General features: G+C 60.0%; 19 protein-coding genes. 13 read left to right on the forward strand and 6 right to left on the reverse strand.

The window, feature by feature from the left end; translation table 11 throughout:
* Positions 1–199: 199 nt before the first annotated feature.
* Entirely contained in the window at positions 200–532 is a 333-nt protein-coding gene (locus PH547_RS06605) for a hypothetical protein (RefSeq protein ID WP_104825168.1), read from the forward strand.
* A gap of 7 nt (positions 533–539) precedes the next feature.
* Here the strand turns inward: PH547_RS06605 and PH547_RS06610 are convergent, their stop codons facing one another.
* Positions 540–1,457 (reverse strand): LysR substrate-binding domain-containing protein, encoded by a 918-nt coding sequence (locus PH547_RS06610; protein ID WP_104823832.1) that lies wholly within the window; start codon positions 1,455–1,457, stop codon positions 540–542.
* 81 nt (positions 1,458–1,538) lie between these two features.
* Here PH547_RS06610 and PH547_RS06615 point away from each other — a divergent pair, with 81 nt between their 5' ends.
* Positions 1,539–1,739 carry a hypothetical protein gene (locus PH547_RS06615; protein ID WP_104823831.1) on the forward strand — a complete coding sequence of 67 codons (201 nt, stop codon included), beginning with the start codon at positions 1,539–1,541 and terminating at the stop codon, positions 1,737–1,739.
* Here the strand turns inward: PH547_RS06615 and xdhC are convergent.
* The 4 genes from xdhC to PH547_RS06635 all read right to left on the reverse strand — a co-directional run bounded on the left by xdhC (position 1,715) and on the right by PH547_RS06635 (position 7,218).
* On the reverse strand, positions 1,715–2,560 hold the full coding sequence (xdhC, locus tag PH547_RS06620) for a xanthine dehydrogenase accessory protein XdhC (RefSeq protein ID WP_104823830.1): 846 nt from the start codon (positions 2,558–2,560) through the stop codon (positions 1,715–1,717). The two genes, PH547_RS06615 and xdhC, sit on opposite strands and share 25 nt — an antisense overlap.
* A gap of 2 nt (positions 2,561–2,562) precedes the next feature.
* Positions 2,563–4,899, reverse strand: coding sequence for a xanthine dehydrogenase molybdopterin binding subunit (gene xdhB / locus PH547_RS06625; protein ID WP_104823829.1), 2,337 nt, complete (start codon positions 4,897–4,899; stop codon positions 2,563–2,565).
* A gap of 2 nt (positions 4,900–4,901) precedes the next feature.
* A complete protein-coding gene (gene xdhA / locus PH547_RS06630; RefSeq protein ID WP_104823828.1) occupies positions 4,902–6,371 on the reverse strand; it encodes a xanthine dehydrogenase small subunit in 1,470 nt (489 codons plus the stop codon).
* A gap of 70 nt (positions 6,372–6,441) precedes the next feature.
* Positions 6,442–7,218, reverse strand: a complete 777-nt coding sequence (locus tag PH547_RS06635) for a 3-hydroxybutyrate dehydrogenase (RefSeq protein WP_104823827.1) — start codon at positions 7,216–7,218, stop codon at positions 6,442–6,444.
* A 236-nt stretch (positions 7,219–7,454) separates the two neighbouring features.
* On the opposite strand from PH547_RS06635, the gene glpK reads away from it, so the two are divergent.
* From glpK to map, 10 genes are all read left to right on the forward strand, one after another.
* Positions 7,455–8,951 (forward strand): glycerol kinase GlpK, encoded by a 1,497-nt coding sequence (gene glpK, locus PH547_RS06640; protein WP_104823826.1) that lies wholly within the window; start codon positions 7,455–7,457, stop codon positions 8,949–8,951.
* Between the two features lie 180 nt (positions 8,952–9,131).
* Positions 9,132–9,941 carry a membrane-anchored protein gene (locus PH547_RS06645; RefSeq protein WP_285167837.1) on the forward strand — a complete coding sequence of 270 codons (810 nt, stop codon included), beginning with the start codon at positions 9,132–9,134 and terminating at the stop codon, positions 9,939–9,941.
* A gap of 42 nt (positions 9,942–9,983) precedes the next feature.
* Complete coding sequence (locus PH547_RS06650; RefSeq protein ID WP_104823824.1) at positions 9,984–10,391, forward strand: OsmC family protein; 408 nt, start codon at positions 9,984–9,986, stop codon at positions 10,389–10,391.
* 51 nt (positions 10,392–10,442) lie between these two features.
* Positions 10,443–11,390: a S66 peptidase family protein gene (locus PH547_RS06655; protein ID WP_285167838.1), complete on the forward strand. Its 948-nt coding sequence runs from the start codon at positions 10,443–10,445 to the stop codon at positions 11,388–11,390.
* A gap of 78 nt (positions 11,391–11,468) precedes the next feature.
* Positions 11,469–11,843, forward strand: a complete 375-nt coding sequence (locus PH547_RS06660) for a YciI family protein (RefSeq protein WP_104823822.1) — start codon at positions 11,469–11,471, stop codon at positions 11,841–11,843.
* Complete coding sequence (locus PH547_RS06665) at positions 11,840–13,096, forward strand: RNA polymerase sigma factor (RefSeq protein ID WP_104823821.1); 1,257 nt, start codon at positions 11,840–11,842, stop codon at positions 13,094–13,096. Before PH547_RS06660 ends, PH547_RS06665 begins: the two co-directional genes overlap by 4 nt.
* A gap of 157 nt (positions 13,097–13,253) precedes the next feature.
* On the forward strand, positions 13,254–13,667 hold the full coding sequence (locus PH547_RS06670; protein ID WP_104823820.1) for a DoxX family protein: 414 nt from the start codon (positions 13,254–13,256) through the stop codon (positions 13,665–13,667).
* Positions 13,668–13,729: 62 nt separating this feature from the next.
* Positions 13,730–14,242 (forward strand): GNAT family N-acetyltransferase, encoded by a 513-nt coding sequence (locus PH547_RS06675; RefSeq protein WP_104823819.1) that lies wholly within the window; start codon positions 13,730–13,732, stop codon positions 14,240–14,242.
* Between the two features lie 175 nt (positions 14,243–14,417).
* Complete coding sequence (locus PH547_RS06680) at positions 14,418–15,479, forward strand: LLM class flavin-dependent oxidoreductase (protein ID WP_104823818.1); 1,062 nt, start codon at positions 14,418–14,420, stop codon at positions 15,477–15,479.
* 40 nt (positions 15,480–15,519) lie between these two features.
* A complete protein-coding gene (gene map, locus PH547_RS06685; RefSeq protein WP_285167839.1) occupies positions 15,520–16,272 on the forward strand; it encodes a type I methionyl aminopeptidase in 753 nt (250 codons plus the stop codon).
* An 11-nt stretch (positions 16,273–16,283) separates the two neighbouring features.
* On the opposite strand, the gene PH547_RS06690 is transcribed toward map, so the two are convergent.
* Positions 16,284–16,856 carry a PadR family transcriptional regulator gene (locus tag PH547_RS06690; protein WP_104823816.1) on the reverse strand — a complete coding sequence of 191 codons (573 nt, stop codon included), beginning with the start codon at positions 16,854–16,856 and terminating at the stop codon, positions 16,284–16,286.
* Between the two features lie 420 nt (positions 16,857–17,276).
* Between PH547_RS06690 and sbmA the strand changes: the two genes are divergently transcribed.
* The gene (gene sbmA / locus PH547_RS06695; RefSeq protein WP_104823815.1) at positions 17,277–18,542 is read left to right on the forward strand and encodes a peptide antibiotic transporter SbmA; all 1,266 of its coding nucleotides are present in this window, start codon (positions 17,277–17,279) and stop codon (positions 18,540–18,542) included.
* Positions 18,543–18,686: the final 144 nt, after the last annotated feature.

The following is an 18,686-nucleotide window of genomic DNA, read 5'->3' on the forward strand; positions in this document are numbered from 1 at the left end:
ATGTTGGGCGCAGAGGGAAGGGGAGTTTGGTCGAGGGACCGCTTTTCGTGCTAGGATCACACACTTCCGTGACCGACATGCCGTCGCTCTTGCCGAGCGCCGACTTCGCGATAGATCAAAATTGGACGCTTTTTTCAGCGTCGTCGGCGATCGGTGGGCAGCGGAGCCCCTGGTTCGCCGCATCGTCGGAGATTTGCCCATGCGTGGTATACTGGCGTTTGCACTATTCCTTCTTGCAACTTCCGCCATGGCGCATGATGCGCCCTCCGGCTGGTCCTACGATCCTTATTGTTGCAACGGCGACAGCAAGACCGGTGATTGCGAGATGATCCCCTCGCGCACGGTTACCGTTATCCCGGGCGGCTATCGGATTACGCTCTATCCCGGCGATCATCGCTATGTGACGCATGCGCATATCTTCACGCTGCCACAGCGCAAGACGATGCGTTCGCCGGATGGGGCCTACCACCTCTGTCTTTTCCCAGACGAGAACACGCCGCGCTGCTTCTATGCGCCAGATATGGCCTATTGAGCAGCACTCACTCCAACGGCATGCCGAACTCGCCGAGTATCCAATTCCGGAAAACCCGGATTCTTGGCGTATGCCGTCTGTTTTCGGGATAGGCAAGCCAGTAGTTCGAGCCGTCGTTGCAAAGGATATCGAAGGGCTGGACAAGCCGGCCGGCTGCTAGGTCGTCGGCATAGAATTCAGGGGTCAGCACGGCGACGCCTTGTCCCGCGATGGCGGCGCTTGCCTCGAAGGATTGCGCCCCAAGCCTGCTTCTCGGTCGGCCTTGCAGGCCGGGATCTGGAACTCCAGCCGCTTCGAACCATTGTGCCCACCAGGGATCACCGGCATCGATAATCCGAAGTTTGAGAAGATCGGCCGGCGTGTGGACGCCGCCGATGCTGGCTGCCAGCGCTGGGCTCAGCATCGGCGTGAAGTTCATTTTCATCAACAAATGCGCCCGCAGCCCCGGCCAAGTTCCCCGCCCGTTGCGAATGGCGATGTCGGAAGGCTCACGGGAAAAATCGATGAGCGCGTCCGATGTGGCGAGCCGTACCGCGACATTTGGATGTTGCAGTTGAAATGAGCCGATATGGCGTGCAAGCCATTGCGAGGCGAAGGTCGGTGTCGAATGAATGAGGAGAGTGGTTTCGGCATCGCCGCTGACCGAAGCCATGGCCTCCTGCAGCATGCTGAAGGCTTCGGTCACCTTCGGCGCCAATCGCCCGCCGGCTTCAGTCAACTCGATCTGGCGCGTCCGCCGCAGGAACAGCGGCTCGCCGACATTCTCTTCCAGAAGCTTGATCTGATAACTGACGGCCGTCTGCGTCATGCCGAGTTCAGCGCCGGCGCGCGTGAAACTGCCGTGCCGGGCGGCGGCCTCGAAGACGCGCAGTGCATTCAGCGGAAACCGTTTCGACAGTTTCATGGATAAGTTCTCTTGATGCATACAGACGGTTGTTCGATTGGAATTTCAGCATTTTCGGCGGCAAACTGCAATCCACATCATCGATTGATTTGAGGTATCGTCATGGATTGCTATGCCGTCGAAGAGATGAATGCCCGGCCGTCAGCCTTGGCCCGTATGTTGGAAACATTGGCGCAGGTCTTCACAGGGGGCATGGAGCCTTCGTCCCGGCTGGATCTGGACGAGATGCCCGATCGGCTCAAGCGCGACCTCGGGTTTCTCGACGGGCGCGAGCCGCGTTACGAAGATGATCGGATGGCGTAGGCCGCGAAGGCCGTCAGCAGCTCGGCGGCCGTCATGGCGGCGATAACCTCCGGGCGCTTGTCCTTCACGGCAGCGCCGCCGATCGGCAGCGTCAGCCGATCGAGCAAGGCCTTGTCGCCGCCCTCGCGAGTCAGCCAGTGGGAGAAGGTCGCGCGCTTGGTCGCCGAGCCGATCATGCCGACATAGGCGAGATCGGTGCGGGCGAGCGCTTCCTTGGCGATCAGGAAATCGAGAGCGTGATCATGGGTCAGGATGACGATGGCTGAGCCTGCGGGAATCTCCTGCACCAGCGCTTCCGGCATTGGTGAAAGCACGGTCTTCGTCTCCGCCGGCAGGTTTGTCAGTTCCTCCTTACGGGTCTCGATCACCGTTACGGAAAGGGGCAGGGGGGCGAGCGCGGCGGCCAGAGCGTGCCCGACATGGCCTGCACCAAACAAATAGGTCTCCGGTCGGTGTTCCGCTTCGGTCGCCCGCTTGGCTTCAAGCTCTTCGAGCAATCGCGTCGTCATCTTCTGAAAGCGCAGTTGCGTGCGACCGCCGCAGCATTGGCCGATTTCCGGCCCGAGCGGTATGTCCATCACCTCCGCGCCATTGCCGGCCAGTAAATCCCGGGCGTTCTGGATCGCCAGAAATTCGAACTGCCCGCCACCGATCGTGCCCCAGATGGCGTTTTCGGAAACGAGCATGAAGGTTCCGGCCTCGCGTGGCGTTGAGCCCTGCGTTCCGATGATCTCGATGAGTATGGAGGAGGGGCGTGTCGCGAGAAATGCGCGGAAGTCGCTCCTGGGTATGACACCGGAAAGCACTTCGCGGACAGCCATCGTCACATCCCTTTCAGCCGCTCGACCGCCATCAGCACCCGTTCCGGCGTTGCCGGCGCGTCGAGCCGCGGGCAGACGCGGTAGTCCGCGACGCTTGCGACGGCCATGGACAGGGCCTCGAGTACCGAGATGCTGAGCATGAAGGGCGGCTCGCCGACCGCCTTGGAGCGGCCGATGGTTGCCTCGGCATTTTCGGACCATTCGGCAAGGTGGACGTTGAAGATCTTCGGCCGGTCGGAGGCGAGCGGGATCTTGTAGGTCGAAGGCGCATGCGTGCGCAGCCGTCCCTTATTGTCCCACCAAAGTTCTTCGGTCGTCAGCCAGCCCATGCCCTGCACGAAGGCGCCTTCGACCTGACCGATATCGATCGCCGGGTTTAGCGACCGGCCGACATCATGGAGGATATCGGTGCGGTCGATCAGATATTCGCCGGTCAGCGTGTCGATCGAGACTTCCGAGCAGGCGGCGCCATAGGAGAAGTAATAGAATGGCGTGCCGCGTCCTGCCTTGCGGTCCCAATGGATTTTCGGCGTCTTGTAGAAGCCGGCGGCGGAAAGCTGCACCCGAGCGAAATAGGCTTGTTTGATGAAATCCGGGAAAGGAATTTCCATGTCGCCGACCCGCACCCGGTTCGGCAGGAACTGTATTTCTTCGGCAGCGACGCCCCATTTTTCGGCAGCGAAGGCAACAAGCCGCTCCTTGATCTGGCGAGCGGCGTCGAAGGCTGCCATGCCGTTGAGATCGGAGCCGGAAGAGGCCGCGGTCGCCGACGTATTCGGTACCTTACCCGTGGTGGTGGCCGTGATCTTCACCCGGTCGATATCGACCTGGAAACTGTCGGCCAGCACCTGCGCCACTTTGGTGTAGAGGCCCTGGCCCATCTCGGTGCCGCCATGGTTCAGGTGGATCGAGCCGTCCTGGTAGATGTGCACCAGCGCGCCGGCCTGGTTGAAGGCGGTCATGGTGAAGGAGATGCCGAATTTCACCGGTGTCAGCGCAATGCCTTTGCGGATAAAGCGGCTGGAGCGGTTAAATTCGATGATGCCATTGCGCCGCGCCTGGTAGTCGGAGGATTCTTCCAATTCGTCGACGATGCGGTGGATGATGTTGTCCTCCACCTCCTGGTGATAGGGCGTCAACGTCCGGCCGGAGCCCGGCTGGCCATAGAAATTCTGACGGCGGATTTCCAGCGGGTCCTTGCCCAGCGCATAGGCGATCTCTTCGATGAAGCGCTCGCCGCCGACCATACCCTGCGGGCCGCCGAAGCCGCGGAAGGCGGTATTGGAAACAGTGTGCGTCTTCAGCGGTTTCGATACGAGATGCACATGCGGGTAGAAATAGCTCGAATCCGCATGGAACAACGCGCGGTCGGTGACCGGCCCGGAGAGGTCGGAGGAGAAGCCACAGCGGGCGGCATAGGTCGCGTCGACAGCGTGGATGCGGCCGTCATCGTCGAAGCCGATTTCGTAATCGACCAGGAAGTCATGGCGCTTGCCGGTGGCGGCCATGTCTTCGTCGCGATCGGGGCGGAATTTGATGGCGCGGCCAAGCTTCTTGGCGGCGACGGCGGCGAGCGCGGCAAATTGGTTGCCCTGTGTCTCCTTGCCGCCGAAGCCGCCGCCCATGCGACGCACATTGACGGTGACGGCATTGGACGGAATGTTGAGCACATGGCCGACGATGTGCTGGATCTCGCTCGGATGCTGGGTGGACGACCAGACGGCGACTTCGTCGTCTTCGCCGGGGATCGCCATGGCGATGTGGCTTTCGAGATAGAAATGCTCTTGGCCGCCGATGCGCATCTGCGCCTTGATGCGGTGCTTGGCGTTCGCCATCTCGGTTTCCGGCTCGCCGCGCTTCAGCGTCATCGGTTCGTAGACCAACGGCGCGCCATTGGCGAGCGCGCCGTCGATGTCACTCCAATGGGGCAGATCGCGATAGTCGATCTTGGCAAGGCGCGCGGCGCGGCGGGCCGCATCGCGGGTTTCGGCGATGACAGCGAAGATCGGCTGGCCGTGAAACTCGACCTTGGTGTCGGCGAGCAGCGGCTCGTCATGCATGCCGTTGGAGCTCGTGTCGTTCACGCCGGGAATATCCTTGGCGGTGAATACCCAGACGACGCCCGGATAGGCTTTCACGGCGGAGAGATCAATGCCGGCGATGTCCGCATGGGCGCGGTCGGAAAGGCCGAGTGCGCCATGCAGCAGACCCGCAGGTTCCGGCAGGTCGTCGATATAGTCGGCGGCGCCCGTCACGTGCTTGTGCGCCGAGTCGTGCTTCAGGGAAGCATGCATCGAGCCGTTGATGACCTTGCGTTCTTCAAAGGTGGATTTGTCCATGGTTAAGCCTCCACCGTTACGAAACGCTTCAATTCCTGCGGCGCACCGGCCGTTTCGAGATAGAAGCGGATGAGCAGGTTCTTGGCAGTCAACTGCCGGTATTCGGCGGTGGCGCGCCAATCGGTGAGCGGAGTGTAGTCAGCATCGAAGGCGGCGCGGGCGGATTCGACCGTCGTCTCCGTCCAAGGCTTGCCAATCAGTTCGGCTTCGACCGTGCGGGCGCGCTTCGGTGTGCCGGCCATGCCGCCGAAGGCAATGCGGATATCGGCGACGTTGCCGCCCGCATCCAACGCCAAATGGAAAGCGCCACAGAGGGCAGAAATATCCTCATCGCGGCGTTTGGAGATCTTGTAGACGGCGAAATGAGTGCCTTCGGCTGGGTAAGGCACGAAGACGCTTTCGACGAATTCACCGGGATTGCGGTCCTGCTTACCGTAATCGATGAAAAAGTCTTCCAGCGGCAAGGTGCGGGCGCCGGTAATGGAACGCAGTTTCACGGTCGCGCCGAGCGCGATCAGCGGTGGCGGCGTGTCGCCGATGGGAGAGCCGTTGGCGATGTTACCGCCGATCGTGCCCATGTTGCGTACCTGCTCGCCGCCGATGCGGTCGATCAGGCTCGCGACTGCCGGGATCTTTTCGGCCATGGCTGCAAACGCCTGGCTGTAGGTGACGCCGGCACCGATAGTCAGGCCGGTGTCTTCCACGATAATCTTCTGCAAGTCGGTCAGATGGTTGATGAAGACGACGGGGTCGAGCTTGCGCATCAGCTTGGTGACCCAGAGGCCGACATCGGTAGAGCCGGCAACGACGGTCGCTTTCGGCTCGTCGGCCAACACTTGCGCAAGCGCTGCGACTGAGCCCGGCACGATCAGGCGATCCTCGCCCGAGGTAACGGTGATGGTATCGCCGCCCTGCATGGCCCAGAGACGGGCGATGATGTCGGCTCTGGTCTTTTCAAGAGGATCGAACAGGGCGCTCGGGCGCGTCTGGCTCACCTGTTCGGCGGCCTTGACGATCGGCTCGTAACCGGTGCAGCGACAGAGATTGCCCTGCAGGGCTTTTTCGATCTGTGCCCGGCTCGGATTTTCGGTTGAAAGCCACAGGCCGTAAAGCGACATGACGAAACCCGGCGTGCAGAAACCGCATTGCGAGCCATGACAGTCGACCATGGCCTGTTGCACCGGATGCAGCGTGCCATCCTTGGCGGCCAGATGTTCGACCGTGACCACATGGGTGGCATGCAGCGATCCGACGAAACGGATGCAGGCATTGACCGACTCGTAGCGCAATCCGCCGTCGATCAGCCGACCGACCAGTACGGTGCAGGCGCCGCAATCGCCTTCCGCGCATCCCTCTTTCGTGCCCGTCAAGTGCCGGTTGAGACGCAGGAAGTCGAGGAGCGTCTCAGTCGGGCGCAGGCTGGAAAGTGAAATATCCTCGCCGTTGAGGATAAAGCGGATGCTGTCGTTCATGTCGTTCCCAATTATTTTGGTCTTCTAGAGCCGGACACGCCCCAGCGCATCCGGCCCTAACCTTGTATGGTTATTCCGCAGTCCAGCCACCGTCAATCGAGACGTGCGTGCCGGTGACCTGACGTGCATCGTCGCTGGCAAGATAGATCGACAATGACGCGATCTCTTCGGCCTTGACGAATTCATGCGTGGGCTGCGCCTTGAGGATGACCTCGTTCTTGACCTGCTCTTCAGTCATGCCGCGCGCCTTGGCCGTATCCGGGATCTGCTTTTCGACAAGAGGGGTCAGGACATAGCCGGGGCAGATGGCGTTGACGGTGACGCCGAATTCGGCAAGCTCCAGTGCCGCAGTCTTGGTCAAACCCATAATACCATGTTTTGCCGCGACATAGGCGGACTTGAAGGGTGAGGCGACGAGGGCGTGGGCCGAGGCGATGTTGATGATGCGGCCGTATTTCTTTCCCTTCATCAGCGGAATGGCGGCGCGCATCGTGTGGAACGAGCTCGACAGGTTGATTGCAATGATCTGGTCCCACTTCTCGAGCGGAAAGTCCTCGATCTTTTCCACATGCTGGACGCCGGCATTGTTGACGAGGACGTCGACGCTGCCGAAGGTCGAATTGGCGGTCGCGATCAGGTCGGCGATTTCGGCGGGCTTGGTCATGTCGGCCGGATGATAGATTACCTTGCCGCCGCCCGAGACTTCGAGCCTGTTTCTGATCGCGTCGATCTCTTCGGGCTTTCCGAAGCCGTTGAGGACGATGTTTTCACCTTTCGCAGCGAAAGCGGTCGCGATGGCGAGGCCGATACCGCTTGTAGAACCGGTGACAACGACTGTTCTTGCCATGATTTTCTCCTTGGACGGCGCGGCTGTTGTTGCAGCGCAATAGCGGCTTTGAGGTTAGTCCCAAATCGCCGGACATGGCAATCGCACCGCAGCAAGACTCTTTTGCGACAGTTCGCTTCATATATTCGCGAGCTGGAATAAAGAATTTTCGGCAAAAATTTCGTTTTGCTTTCTTTTCACATTCGTTTTGCTGCCGTATCTGTTGTTTCGAGATGGGAACAATCCGGGAGGAATGCATGAGCGGTTATGTCTTGGCGATCGACCAGGGGACAACGTCGACGCGGGCTATCGTTTTTGACGGTGACATGAAGATTGCCGGTGTCGACCAGAAGGAGTTCACGCAGCACTATCCGCAACCGGGTTGGGTCGAGCATGATCCGGAGGAAATCTGGGCTTCCGTCGTTTCGACTGTCAAGAAGGCGATCGAGGCTGCCGGCATCACCGCGAAGGACATCGCCGCTCTCGGCATCACCAACCAGCGCGAAACCGTCGTGGTGTGGGACCGTGCGACCGGCAAGCCGATCCACAATGCCATCGTCTGGCAGGACCGCCGTACCGCGAGCTATTGCGAGAAGCTGAAGCGGCAGGATCTGGAAAAGCTCTTCACCCGCCATACCGGACTGCTGCTCGATCCCTATTTCTCCGGCACGAAGCTTTCGTGGATGCTTGCCAATGTGAAGGGCGCCCGCGCGCGCGCCGCCAAGGGCGAACTCTGCTTCGGCACCATCGACACCTTCCTGATCTGGCGCCTGACCGGCGGCAAGAGTTTCGTCACCGATGCGACGAATGCCTCGCGGACGTTGATGTACAATATCGGCAAAAATGAATGGGACGAGGACCTGCTTGAGATCCTGCGCGTTCCCGCGGCGATGCTGCCGGAGGTGAAAGACTGCGCGGCCGATTTCGGCGTCACCGATCAAGCGCTCTTCGGAGCGGCAATCCCCATTCTCGGCGTCGCCGGCGATCAGCAGGCGGCGACCATCGGCCAGGCCTGCTTCGAGCGCGGCATGATGAAATCCACTTACGGCACCGGCTGCTTCGCGCTGCTCAATACCGGCACGGACATGGTGCGTTCGAAAAACCGCCTGCTGACCACCATCGCCTATCGCTTGAACGGTGAAACGACCTATGCGCTGGAAGGCTCGATCTTCATCGCGGGAGCGGCCGTGCAATGGCTGCGCGACGGACTGAAGGCGATCAAGCACGCCGCCGATTCCGATGGTTGGGCGGAAAAGGCCGATCCGATGCAGGAGGTCTATCTCGTGCCGGCCTTCACCGGTCTCGGCGCGCCGCATTGGGATCCGGATGCTCGCGGCGCGATCTTTGGGTTGACGCGCAATACCGGCCCGGCGGAAATCGTCCGCGCCGCGCTGGAGGCGGTCTGCTACCAGTCGCGCGACCTGCTGGACGCCATGCACAAGGATTGGCGCAATGGCAGTGGCCGGGAGACGGTGCTGCGAGTCGACGGTGGCATGGTCGCTTCTAACTGGACGATGCAACGGCTCGCCGACCTGCTCGACGCGCCGGTCGACCGTCCCATCATCCTGGAAACCACCGCACTTGGCGCCGCCTGGCTTGCCGGCAGCCGCGCCGGCGTCTGGCCGGACCGTCAGAGCTTTGCCAAGGCCTGGGCCCGCGACCGGCGCTTCGAGCCGGATATGGACGAGAAAACGCGAAGCGCAAAGCTCAAGGGATGGAAAGACGCGGTGGCGCGCACATTGAGTACGAGGTGAGCGCTGTAAAAGCGGCCGATGGATCACCTAAGGTTTGATTATGTAAGATATTTTTATTTTCCTAATGTAAGTCGAAGCAGCGATAGTGCACCGCGCGAATGGGTCGGCAGTCCGCTGCCGAAATGGGGTTGGATTCGACTGTTTTTCGATGAAAGCCCTTTGGGAACATCAAGGCGAGGCATGACTGTTAATCCTACGGAATTGAAGCGACATTTTTATCGAAGCGTCAAATACTGGCTTTGCCGGCCGAAACCTCCGACGCTTATCGAGCCGTTTTCCGGACCCGTTCTCGTGGTCGGATCGGCGCCGGTGTCGCATAAGCCCGCGGATTTCGACGGGACCTTCAAGGTCATCACCATCAATGGCTCGCAGGTCGTCACAAGGGCATGGGGCATCGACGTGCCAGACGTTACCTTCGTTCAATTCAACCAGATCGAGGGAACGAATACGAATGCCGTCGAAGTCCGCCGCGTCCTCAACGGCCAGCGGACAAAGAAGCTTTACATTCTGCTTTGGCGAAAGGGCCTCGAGCGGCTGGAGAAAAGGCTGAAGGCCTTCGACTATCGCTACGACAATCTTGAAATCGTCGATCGCTACAAGCGCATGGCGCTTCTCGACCGCGTCGGCGGGGTCAAATGCAGCGAACTGGGTGCGGACGATAAATGTTCGAACGGCATCAATGCGGTACTTTTCGCCCTCTATAACGGCGCTACCGCGGTGATTATTACCGGCATCAACCCGGATTCCGGCGGGCACATCTACAACCAGGCAAATCTGGCCCGGCTGCACATTCAAAGGGATCGGGAAATTTTGCTGCGGTTGATGGAGCGGGGTTATCCGGTCTTTACTGCCGATCCAACCGTATCGGCGTCCCTCGGATTGCCATTATGGGAAGGCAAGGCGTCGGCCCGGCAGCATGCGCAGGCATCCGCGAATGCCGCGGAGCAGGCCTCCAAAGGGGTTAATCTCTTGACTCCATCGCTGCGTTAATCGCGCAATCATTCGTCTTACTGACGAATGAGGAGATCGGCCATGGTGTCCGTGACCGTTGAATTGCGCAATGTGGAGGATACGCAGGCGGCATTGGGCTGGGCCGGCGGCCATACCGTCGTCGTCGACCGTCCGCCAGGTCGTGCCGGCGGGCAGGGGCTCGGCTTCAACGGCGCCCAATTATTGGGATTGGCGATCGGCGGGTGTTTCTACAACGACCTGCAGTACATCGCCGCCGATATGGGTGTCGAGTTGAGAAAAATCGCGATCTCCGTGCGTGTCGACTTGGAAAGCGATCTGTCATTTACCAAAGCTGCGACACTGACGGTGTCATGCGAGATGCTTGACGGTTCCAATCCGCAGCCGGTTATCGACGAGGCCAAGGCCCGGTGCATGGTCAGCAATTCGCTGAAGAGGGGAATTCCGGTCGCAATCGAGGCGGCTGCGTAAACGCGGGACCGAAGGCTGACGCCGGTCATCGTTCCGTGGCAAAATCCAGGCATGGAATCACCTAATCGCGCCGAAATCGATCACGTTCTGACGCCGCCGCTACTCCGGCCCGGCGATAAAATCCGTTTTGTTTCGCCCGCAAGCCCGCCCGACAGGGATCTCGTTTTGAGGCAGGCCGAGACGCTGAGGGGCTGGGGGCTCGAAGTCGATTTCGGCGAGCATGCATTTTGTAAGCGCGACTATCTTGCCGGAACGGATGAGGAGCGGCTCACGGATTTCAATGCGGCGCTCCGTGATCCCGAGGTCCGGGCGATCTTTACCACGCGCGGCGGCAAGGGCTCTTACCGCATCGCCGACCGCCTGGATTTCGACGCAGCGCGGCGTGATCCGAAGTTTCTCGTCGGTTTCAGCGATATCACCATACTGCATCTCAGCCTGTGGAAGCACTGCCGGCAGGTTGGTGTGCATGGTGCGCTTTTCATTCATGGCGACGAGCAGGATGTCAGCGTCGAAACCAGCGATTCCCTTCGCCTGTTGGTGATGACTTCAGAGGATATCGTCATCCGCTCGCGCCCGCACGAACCCACGTCGGCCTTGACGACCGAGGGAGCGGTCACCGGACGATTGATCGGCGGCAATCTCGATATGGTCGCAACTGCGGCCGGCTGGGCCTTGCCGGATTTGCACGGCGCCATCCTGTTGCTCGAAGCTGTCAACATGCACCGCGGACAGGTGGACCGACAACTGACGATGTTGCGCAAGGCAGGGCATTTGAACGACCTGGCAGGCATCGCGATCGGTCAGTTCACCGGCTTCGAATTCGATCGCCGCTTCTCCGTCATCGATATCCTGCGCGAGCATCTCGATACGCTCGGCGTGCCGGTCCTCGGCGGCCTGCCGCTTGGGCACGGGCATAGCCCGCTGAACGTACCGATCGGCGCAGCGGCCATTCTCGATGCACAAGCGGGGACGCTGACGATCCGGCGCGGCGATGCATAGTTTTTTGCCGCGATAATTTTTGACGCGGCTTGTCGGCGCGGGCGATACTCCCTCGTCTTACATGAGAAGGAGGTCCTCATGCTCTATGCGATCCTATGCTACAACGACGAAGACGCCGTGTTTTCCTGGACCAAGGAAGAAGAACAGGCGACGATGGACCGGTTGCGGGCGGTGCAGGCGCCGCTTGGCGAAGCCGGCAAGCTCGGTCCGGTCGCCCGTCTGATGCCGACGACGGCGGCAACGACACTGCGCAAGGGCAAGAACGAGCCGCTCGTCATCGATGGGCCCTTCGCGGAAACGAAGGAACAATTGCTCGGCTTTTATGTCATCGACTTTGAGACACTCGACGAGGCGATTGAATTTTCAAAGAAACTCGCCGTCGCCAACCCGGGCGCCGGCTCTTATGAAATTCGTCCGCTTTATGTCTTTAAACCGGGGACGATCGCAACATGACGGACCTCGCCTGGATCGATATCGCATTCACCAACGCCCGGCCGCAGGTGCTCGGTGCGCTGCTGCGATACTTCCGCAATCTCGATATTGCCGAAGAGGCGTTTCAGGAAGCTTGCCTCAGAGCATTGAAGACATGGCCGGATAAGGGGCCGCCGCGTGATCCCGTCGCCTGGCTGATCTTCGTCGGCCGCAATAGCGGCATCGACGCGGTGCGCAAACAGTCGAAGACGCAAGGCTTGCCGGACGAGGAGGTGATCTCTGATACCGGTGACGCCGAAAGCGATCTCGCTGAGCGGCTAGACGGCTCCAACTATCGTGACGATATTCTGCGGTTGCTGTTCATCTGCTGTCATCCGGATCTGCCGGCGACGCAACAGATCGCGCTGGCGCTGCGCGTCGTCTCCGGTCTTACGGTGGCCCAGATCGCCCGTGCCTTTCTCGTCAGCGAAAGTGCGATGGAGCAGCGTATTACCCGCGCCAAAGCGCGTGTTGCGGCCGCCGGTGTACCTTTCGAGACGCCGGGTGCGGTCGAGCGGGCCGAGCGCGTGGCGCTCGTCAGCGCCATGATCTATCTCATCTACAACGAGGGTTACTCCGCCGGTGGGCCGGGCCGCGAAGCGTCTGCCTTTGCCGATGAGGCGATCCGGTTGGGGCGGCTGTTGCTGCGCATCTTTCCGGCGGAACCCGAGATCATGGGTCTGCTGGCGCTGATGCTGCTGCAACAATCGCGGAATGCCGCCCGTTTCGATGCAGACGGCCAGATCATCCTGCTGGAGGATCAGGACCGGTCGCTCTGGAGCCGCACATTGATCGACGAGGCGCTTGCCTTGCTCGACAAGGCAATCCGCCATCGCCGACCCGGCCCCTATCAGGTTCAGGCCGCCATTGCCGCGCTGCATTCGCGCGCCAAGCGGGCCGAGGATACGGATTGGGCGGAGATCGATCTGCTCTATCAGACGCTGGAGCGGTTGAATCCGTCGCCGGTTGTCTCGCTGAACCGCGCAGTCGCCATCGCCAAGCTTAAAGGGCCAGAGGAGGCGTTGGCACTGGTCGAGGCACTGGCGGACAAACTCGATTGCTATTTTTACTTTCACGGGCTTCGGGGCGGTCTGCTTGCGCAGTTGGGCCGGTCGCACGAGGCGCATTTGGCCTTCGACCGTGCAATCGCGCTTGCCCGATCGCCCGCAGAAGCCGCCCATATCCGTCATCAGCTCGACCGCCTGGCCGTGCCTGCTCCGGCAACTGCAAAATAATCAGAAAAATCCGCTCTTCCATGTCGGAAGGAGGCTGCTGTCAGCGTCCTTGAGGCACAGGCCGATCAGGCTGTTTCAAACGGGCTAGTGCACCGATCAACAGACGGCGCTGGCGGCGAAGATCTGAATTCCTGATTCAATTCCGGGGGATAGAGTAATGTTCTATGAAATGGAATCACCATCCAGCTCGCGGGTGCAGCGTGTGGCCGGCATGATCCTCAGCGGCTTGGTTATCGCCTTTCTTGTTTTCGACGGCGCGATCAAGCTCATTCCTTTGCCTGTGGTTACGGAGACCATGGCGGCGCTCGGCTATTCCGCCGATCCGGCTTTGGCGCGGCTGCTTGGCGCGATCACGCTCCTCTGCGCTGTGCTCTATGCCATTCCGGCGACATCTGTCCTCGGGGCGATCCTCCTCACCGGCCTGCTTGGTGGGGCGATGGTGACGCATCTGAGAGTGGGCAGCCCCGTGTTCACGCACCTGCTGTTCGGTCTTTATCTCGGCATCATCGCCTGGGGTGGGCTTTATCTTCGTTATGAAGCGGTTCGGAAAATGATTCCGTTTATGCGTTGAAGCTGTTGAATTTAGGATAGATTTGATATGCCTCGCTGCCTTATCCGTTCGGGGAGCGAGCCATGCCGCAAGTCACTATCGCACCAGTCAGGCAGTCCGACGCCGGCGAACTGATCGCGGCGAATGTCGAGAGCCGCGCATACCATGCACCATGGGCCTATCCCTTTGTGGATCGCGATGGCTTCGATGCCTGGTTCGGGCAGACCGTTACGGGATCCAATATCGGCCTCGTCGCGCGCGATGCCGGTTCGGGCGGTATCATCGGCGTGGTCAATATCAGCCAGATGGTATGGGGCGGTTTCCGCAGCGCCTTTCTCGGCTATCACGGCATGGTGGCCTTTGCCGGCCAGGGTTTCATGACCGAGGCATTGCGGCTGGCGGTCGCCCATGGTTTCGACGATATCGGCTTGCATCGGCTGGAGGCCAATATTCAGCCCGCGAACCATGCCTCTATTGCGTTGGTGCAAAGGCTTGGCTTCCGTAAGGAAGGATTCTCACCCAAATATCTGAGGATCGGCGGCGTCTGGTGCGATCATGAACGCTGGGCTTTGCTGGCCGACGATCCGCGCCTTTGATGTTCAATATCAAAGGCTTTCGAGGTCGATTCCGAAGCGACAGGCAAGCTGTTGAATTCAGATTCGAATTAGAGGTTGGTATCAACATTCTCGAACAAACCGTTCGACAATTCATATTTGCGGTATCAGCCTCGTCTTCCTATTTCGTCCGTCAACGACAGATGGGATTTTTATCATGGAACTTGGTCTCTATACCTTCGCGGACGTCGATACCAATCCTGCTCTCAACAAGGGTGCGGAGGCGGCGCGTCGCCTGAAGAATTTGATCGAGGAGATCGAGCTGGCCGATCAGGTCGGTCTCGATGTCTTCGGGCTCGGCGAGCATCATCGGCCGGATTATGCAGCATCGGCTCCGGCCGTCGCCCTTGCGGCGGCTGCGGTAAAGACGAACAATATCCGGTTGACCAGCACCGTGACGGTGCTGAGTTCGGACGATCCGGTGCGCGTATTCCAGCAGTTCTCGACGCTCGACCTCATTTCGAACGGTCGTGCCGAGATCATGGCGGGGCGGGGCTCGTTCATCGAGTCATTTCCGCTCTTTGGTTATAATCTCGAAGATTACGACCAGCTTTTCGAGGAAAAGCTCGATCTGCTGTTGGCGATCCGCGAGAGCGAGCAGGTGAACTGGACGGGCAAACTCCGCGCGCCGATTCATGGGCGAGGGGTCTATCCCCGACCGCTGCAGGATCCGTTGCCAATCTGGGTGGCGGTCGGCGGCACGCCGCAGTCGGTCGCGCGCGCCGGGGCTCTTGGCCTGCCGATGGCGCTCGCCATCATCGGCGGCGAGCCGCGCCGGTTTGCGCCGCTCATCGATCTCTACCACGAGGCTGCCCGCCGCGCTGGGCAGGATGCAGCCAAGCTCAAAACCAGCATCAATGTTCACGGTTTCGTAGCCGATACGACCGAGGCCGCCGCCGATCAGTTCTACGGCCCGCAGGCCGAGGTGATGAACCGGATTGGCCGCGAGCGCGGCTGGGGACCGACAAGCCGGGCGCATTTCGACCAATCGCGCGGGCCGCATGGTGCGCTCTTCGTCGGCGATCCCGAAGTCGTTGCCGAGAAGATCATCGCTCATCACAAGCTGTTCAAGAATGACCGCTTCCTGCTGCAGATGGCGATCGGCACGATGCCGCATGAGCAGATCATGCGCGGCATCGAACTTTACGGCACGAAAGTCGCACCGCTGGTCAGAAAGGCATTGACTGCAGAAAGCGAAGAGGCGAAAGCGACGGCTTGAGTGCTTGTCTCAACGGACGCATGCCAGCCGGAAGCTTTGAATGATCATCTCGAACGACGACGAACTGACCAAGCTGAAAGAGATCGGCCGCATCTGCGCTAACGCCATACAGGCGATGGCGGAGGCGCTGGAGCCGGGCATCACCACGCTGGAACTCGATAATATTGGCCGCAAGGTGCTGGACGATGCCGGCGCCCGCTCGGCGCCGGAACTTGTTTACAAATTTCCCGGCGCCACCTGCATCAGCGTCAATGAGGAAGTGGCGCATGGCATTCCCGGTGCGCGGGTGATTCAGGCAGGCGATCTCGTCAATCTCGATGTTTCCGCGGAGAAGGATGGTTTCTTCTCCGATACCGGCTCGTCCTTTGCTGTGCCGCCTGTCAAGCCGAAGATCGAGCGCCTTTGCCGCGATGGCAAACGGGCGCTTTGGGTCGGGCTGAACCAGGTGCGCAGCGGCGCGCCGTTCTCGAAGATCGGCCACGCCGTCGGCGCTTTCGCCCAGAAGAACCGCTATACGCTGGTCGCCAATCTCGCCAGCCACGGCATCGGCCGTTCGCTGCATGAGGAGCCGGCGGAGGTGTCTACCTGGGCCGATCCCGACGAGACCCGCATCATGCAGGACGGTCTCGTCTTCACCGTCGAGCCATTCCTGTCGCTCGGCGCAAGTTGGGCGGAGGGCGGCGACGATGCCTGGACGCTCTATGCCGATCCGCGCGCGCCCACGGTTCAGTTCGAGCACACCGTCGTCGCCACCCGCAACGGACCGATGATCCTGACCTTGGCGGACAACTGAGGGATTAGACCTCAGTCTTCCGACTTCGTCTCGCCGCGGATGATATCGGCGGCGGCGCGTTCGAGAATGGCCGCGATGCGCGCGCCTTCAGCCTTGCTCCATGGATATTTCGAGCGAAGTGCCGAGCGCAGAAGCTGACGTGCGAGGTGAACATCACCGGCATCCCGACCGAACGGGCCTTCACGACCTTCATCGTCGCCGGGTTCCTCGCCGCCAAAGACGCGCCGGACATGCGCCATCTTCTCGCCGATCGCGCTGAGCTTGGCGAGCGTCGCCTCGACCAGCGCCTGGTTTTCCTCGACGCGCTTCTGACCGCTTTCGGTGATGCGGTAAAGCTTCTTCGTGCCGGTCGCTTCGACTTCGGCAAGGCCCGTCTCTTCCAGATAGGTGAGGGCGGGGTAGATGACGCCGGGGCTCGGCACATAGAAGCCGCCGGAGCGTTCTTCCAGGGTCTTGATCAGTTCATAGCCATGGCGCGGCTGCTCGGAAAGCAGGGCGAGAATGATGAGCTGCAGATCAGCGGCATCGAATTTCCGGCCGGTGCGAAAACCGCCGCCGAACATGCCGCCCTTGAAGCCTCTCATGAAGTCTCTCCTGTGCCTCCCGTGTGAATCACGGCTTTCGCCATGTCGTAGGATATATGCCTCGATGGTGTCAAAGCTATCGCCGCACATGCGATCTCTAAAGCCTCTCATTATGTTTCTCCTTCGATGATGAGGGTTTATATCGTTCGTCATGTCGTAAGATATATATCGTAAGATAGAATTCTGCAAGAGGGCGCGGGATTTTTGCTGTGAAGGGGTTGCCGGATCTCTGAACGGCGACAGGTTGGCCTTCCTAAAATGGGAAACCGCGGCTGAACAATCGCATCACGATCATGGGATAAGCGATTACATCTATGTAAGAATAGCCAAGGCCGGTTGCCGCCTCTAGCGAAGTGCCTTAGGTTCGCCGCGAATAAACGTCATTGCGGTCGCTGACCCAATCAAGAAAGCTTGCCTCCCGTGTTTCACTCTTTCTTCCCCCAGCCAAAGCTGTTCTTCACCTCGATGGTGGTCTGGACGATCCTCTGCATAGCAGTCTGGTATGCGTCTCTTTCCGATTTGGGGACACATCTGGGTTTCGTCATGCCCCCAGAAGGGCAGGAGCCCTATGACCTCAGCTATTTCGTGTTGTGGGGGAATCTCTGGTTCTACGGGTTTTTCTTTTTATGCACCGCGATTTTCTGTGGGGCATGGCACATCAAAGCCTGGGATCATCCCTGGAAGCTCTGGTCGATCTGGGGCTCGGCGCTGATTATTCTGGTCACCTATTTCGGTGTCCAAGTGTCCGTCGTCGTCAATAACTTCCGCCGTCCGTTCGGGGACCTCTTGCAGGCTGCGCTTACGAAGCAGCCTGGGGTGACGGTCGAGAGTTTCTACACGTTGATGATAATCTTCGCGCAGATCGCCTTCCTCAGCATGTTTGTTTCCATCCTGACGGACTTCTACACCAGCCATTATATCTTCCGCTGGCGTACGGCGATGAACAGCTTCTACATGTCGAAATGGGAAAAGCTGCGTCACATCGAAGGCGCTTCGCAGCGTGTGCAGGAAGATACGATGCGCTTTTCCAGCACCCTGGAAGGATTGGGCATCAGCCTGATCAACTCGGTGATGACGCTGATCGTCTTTCTGCCGATTCTGCTTGCGCTTTCGAGCTATGTCACCGAACTGCCGATCATCGGCAAGATTTCCCATTCGCTCTTCTGGTTGGCGCTCTTCTGGTCGGCTTTCGGCACAGTGTTGCTGGCGGTTGCCGGCATCAAGCTGCCCGGCCTGAATTTTAAGAACCAGCGTGTGGAAGCAGCTTACCGCAAGGAGCTCGTCTACGGCGAAGATAACGGCGAGCGTGCGCAGCCGGCGACAGTCGGAGAACTCTTCGCGAACGTCAGGCGGAACTATTACCGCATTTACTTCCACTACGTCTATTTCAACGTCGCCCGCTATTTCTATCTGCAGGCCGACTCGATGTTCGTGTTGTTCATGCTGGTTCCGACTTTTGTCGCCGGGGCGATCACCTACGGCATATACCAACAGATCGCGACCGCCTTCGGTCAGGTCAGCAACTCGTTCCAGTATCTCGTCAATTCCTGGACGACGATCATCGAGCTCCTGTCAATCCACAAGCGCCTCAAGGCCTTCGAAGCGGCGATCGATGACGAGCCGCTGCCGAAGATCGACCAGAGCTATCTGGAGCGCGAGACCGGCATCGTGCATGTTGACGGCTGACGAAAAAAAAGGCTCCGGAAACGGGGCCTTTTCAATGACGACTGTGGTGGGGAAGTGAGGGCGTCAGGCTGAAAGGATAATCGAGGAGCTTCCGTTTGCCGCGCCGCCGGCCCTTCGCTTCGGCTCAGGGCGTTCATCGCTGCA

The organism is Rhizobium cerradonense (assembly GCF_030182455.1).
Classification (GTDB): domain Bacteria; phylum Pseudomonadota; class Alphaproteobacteria; order Rhizobiales; family Rhizobiaceae; genus Rhizobium.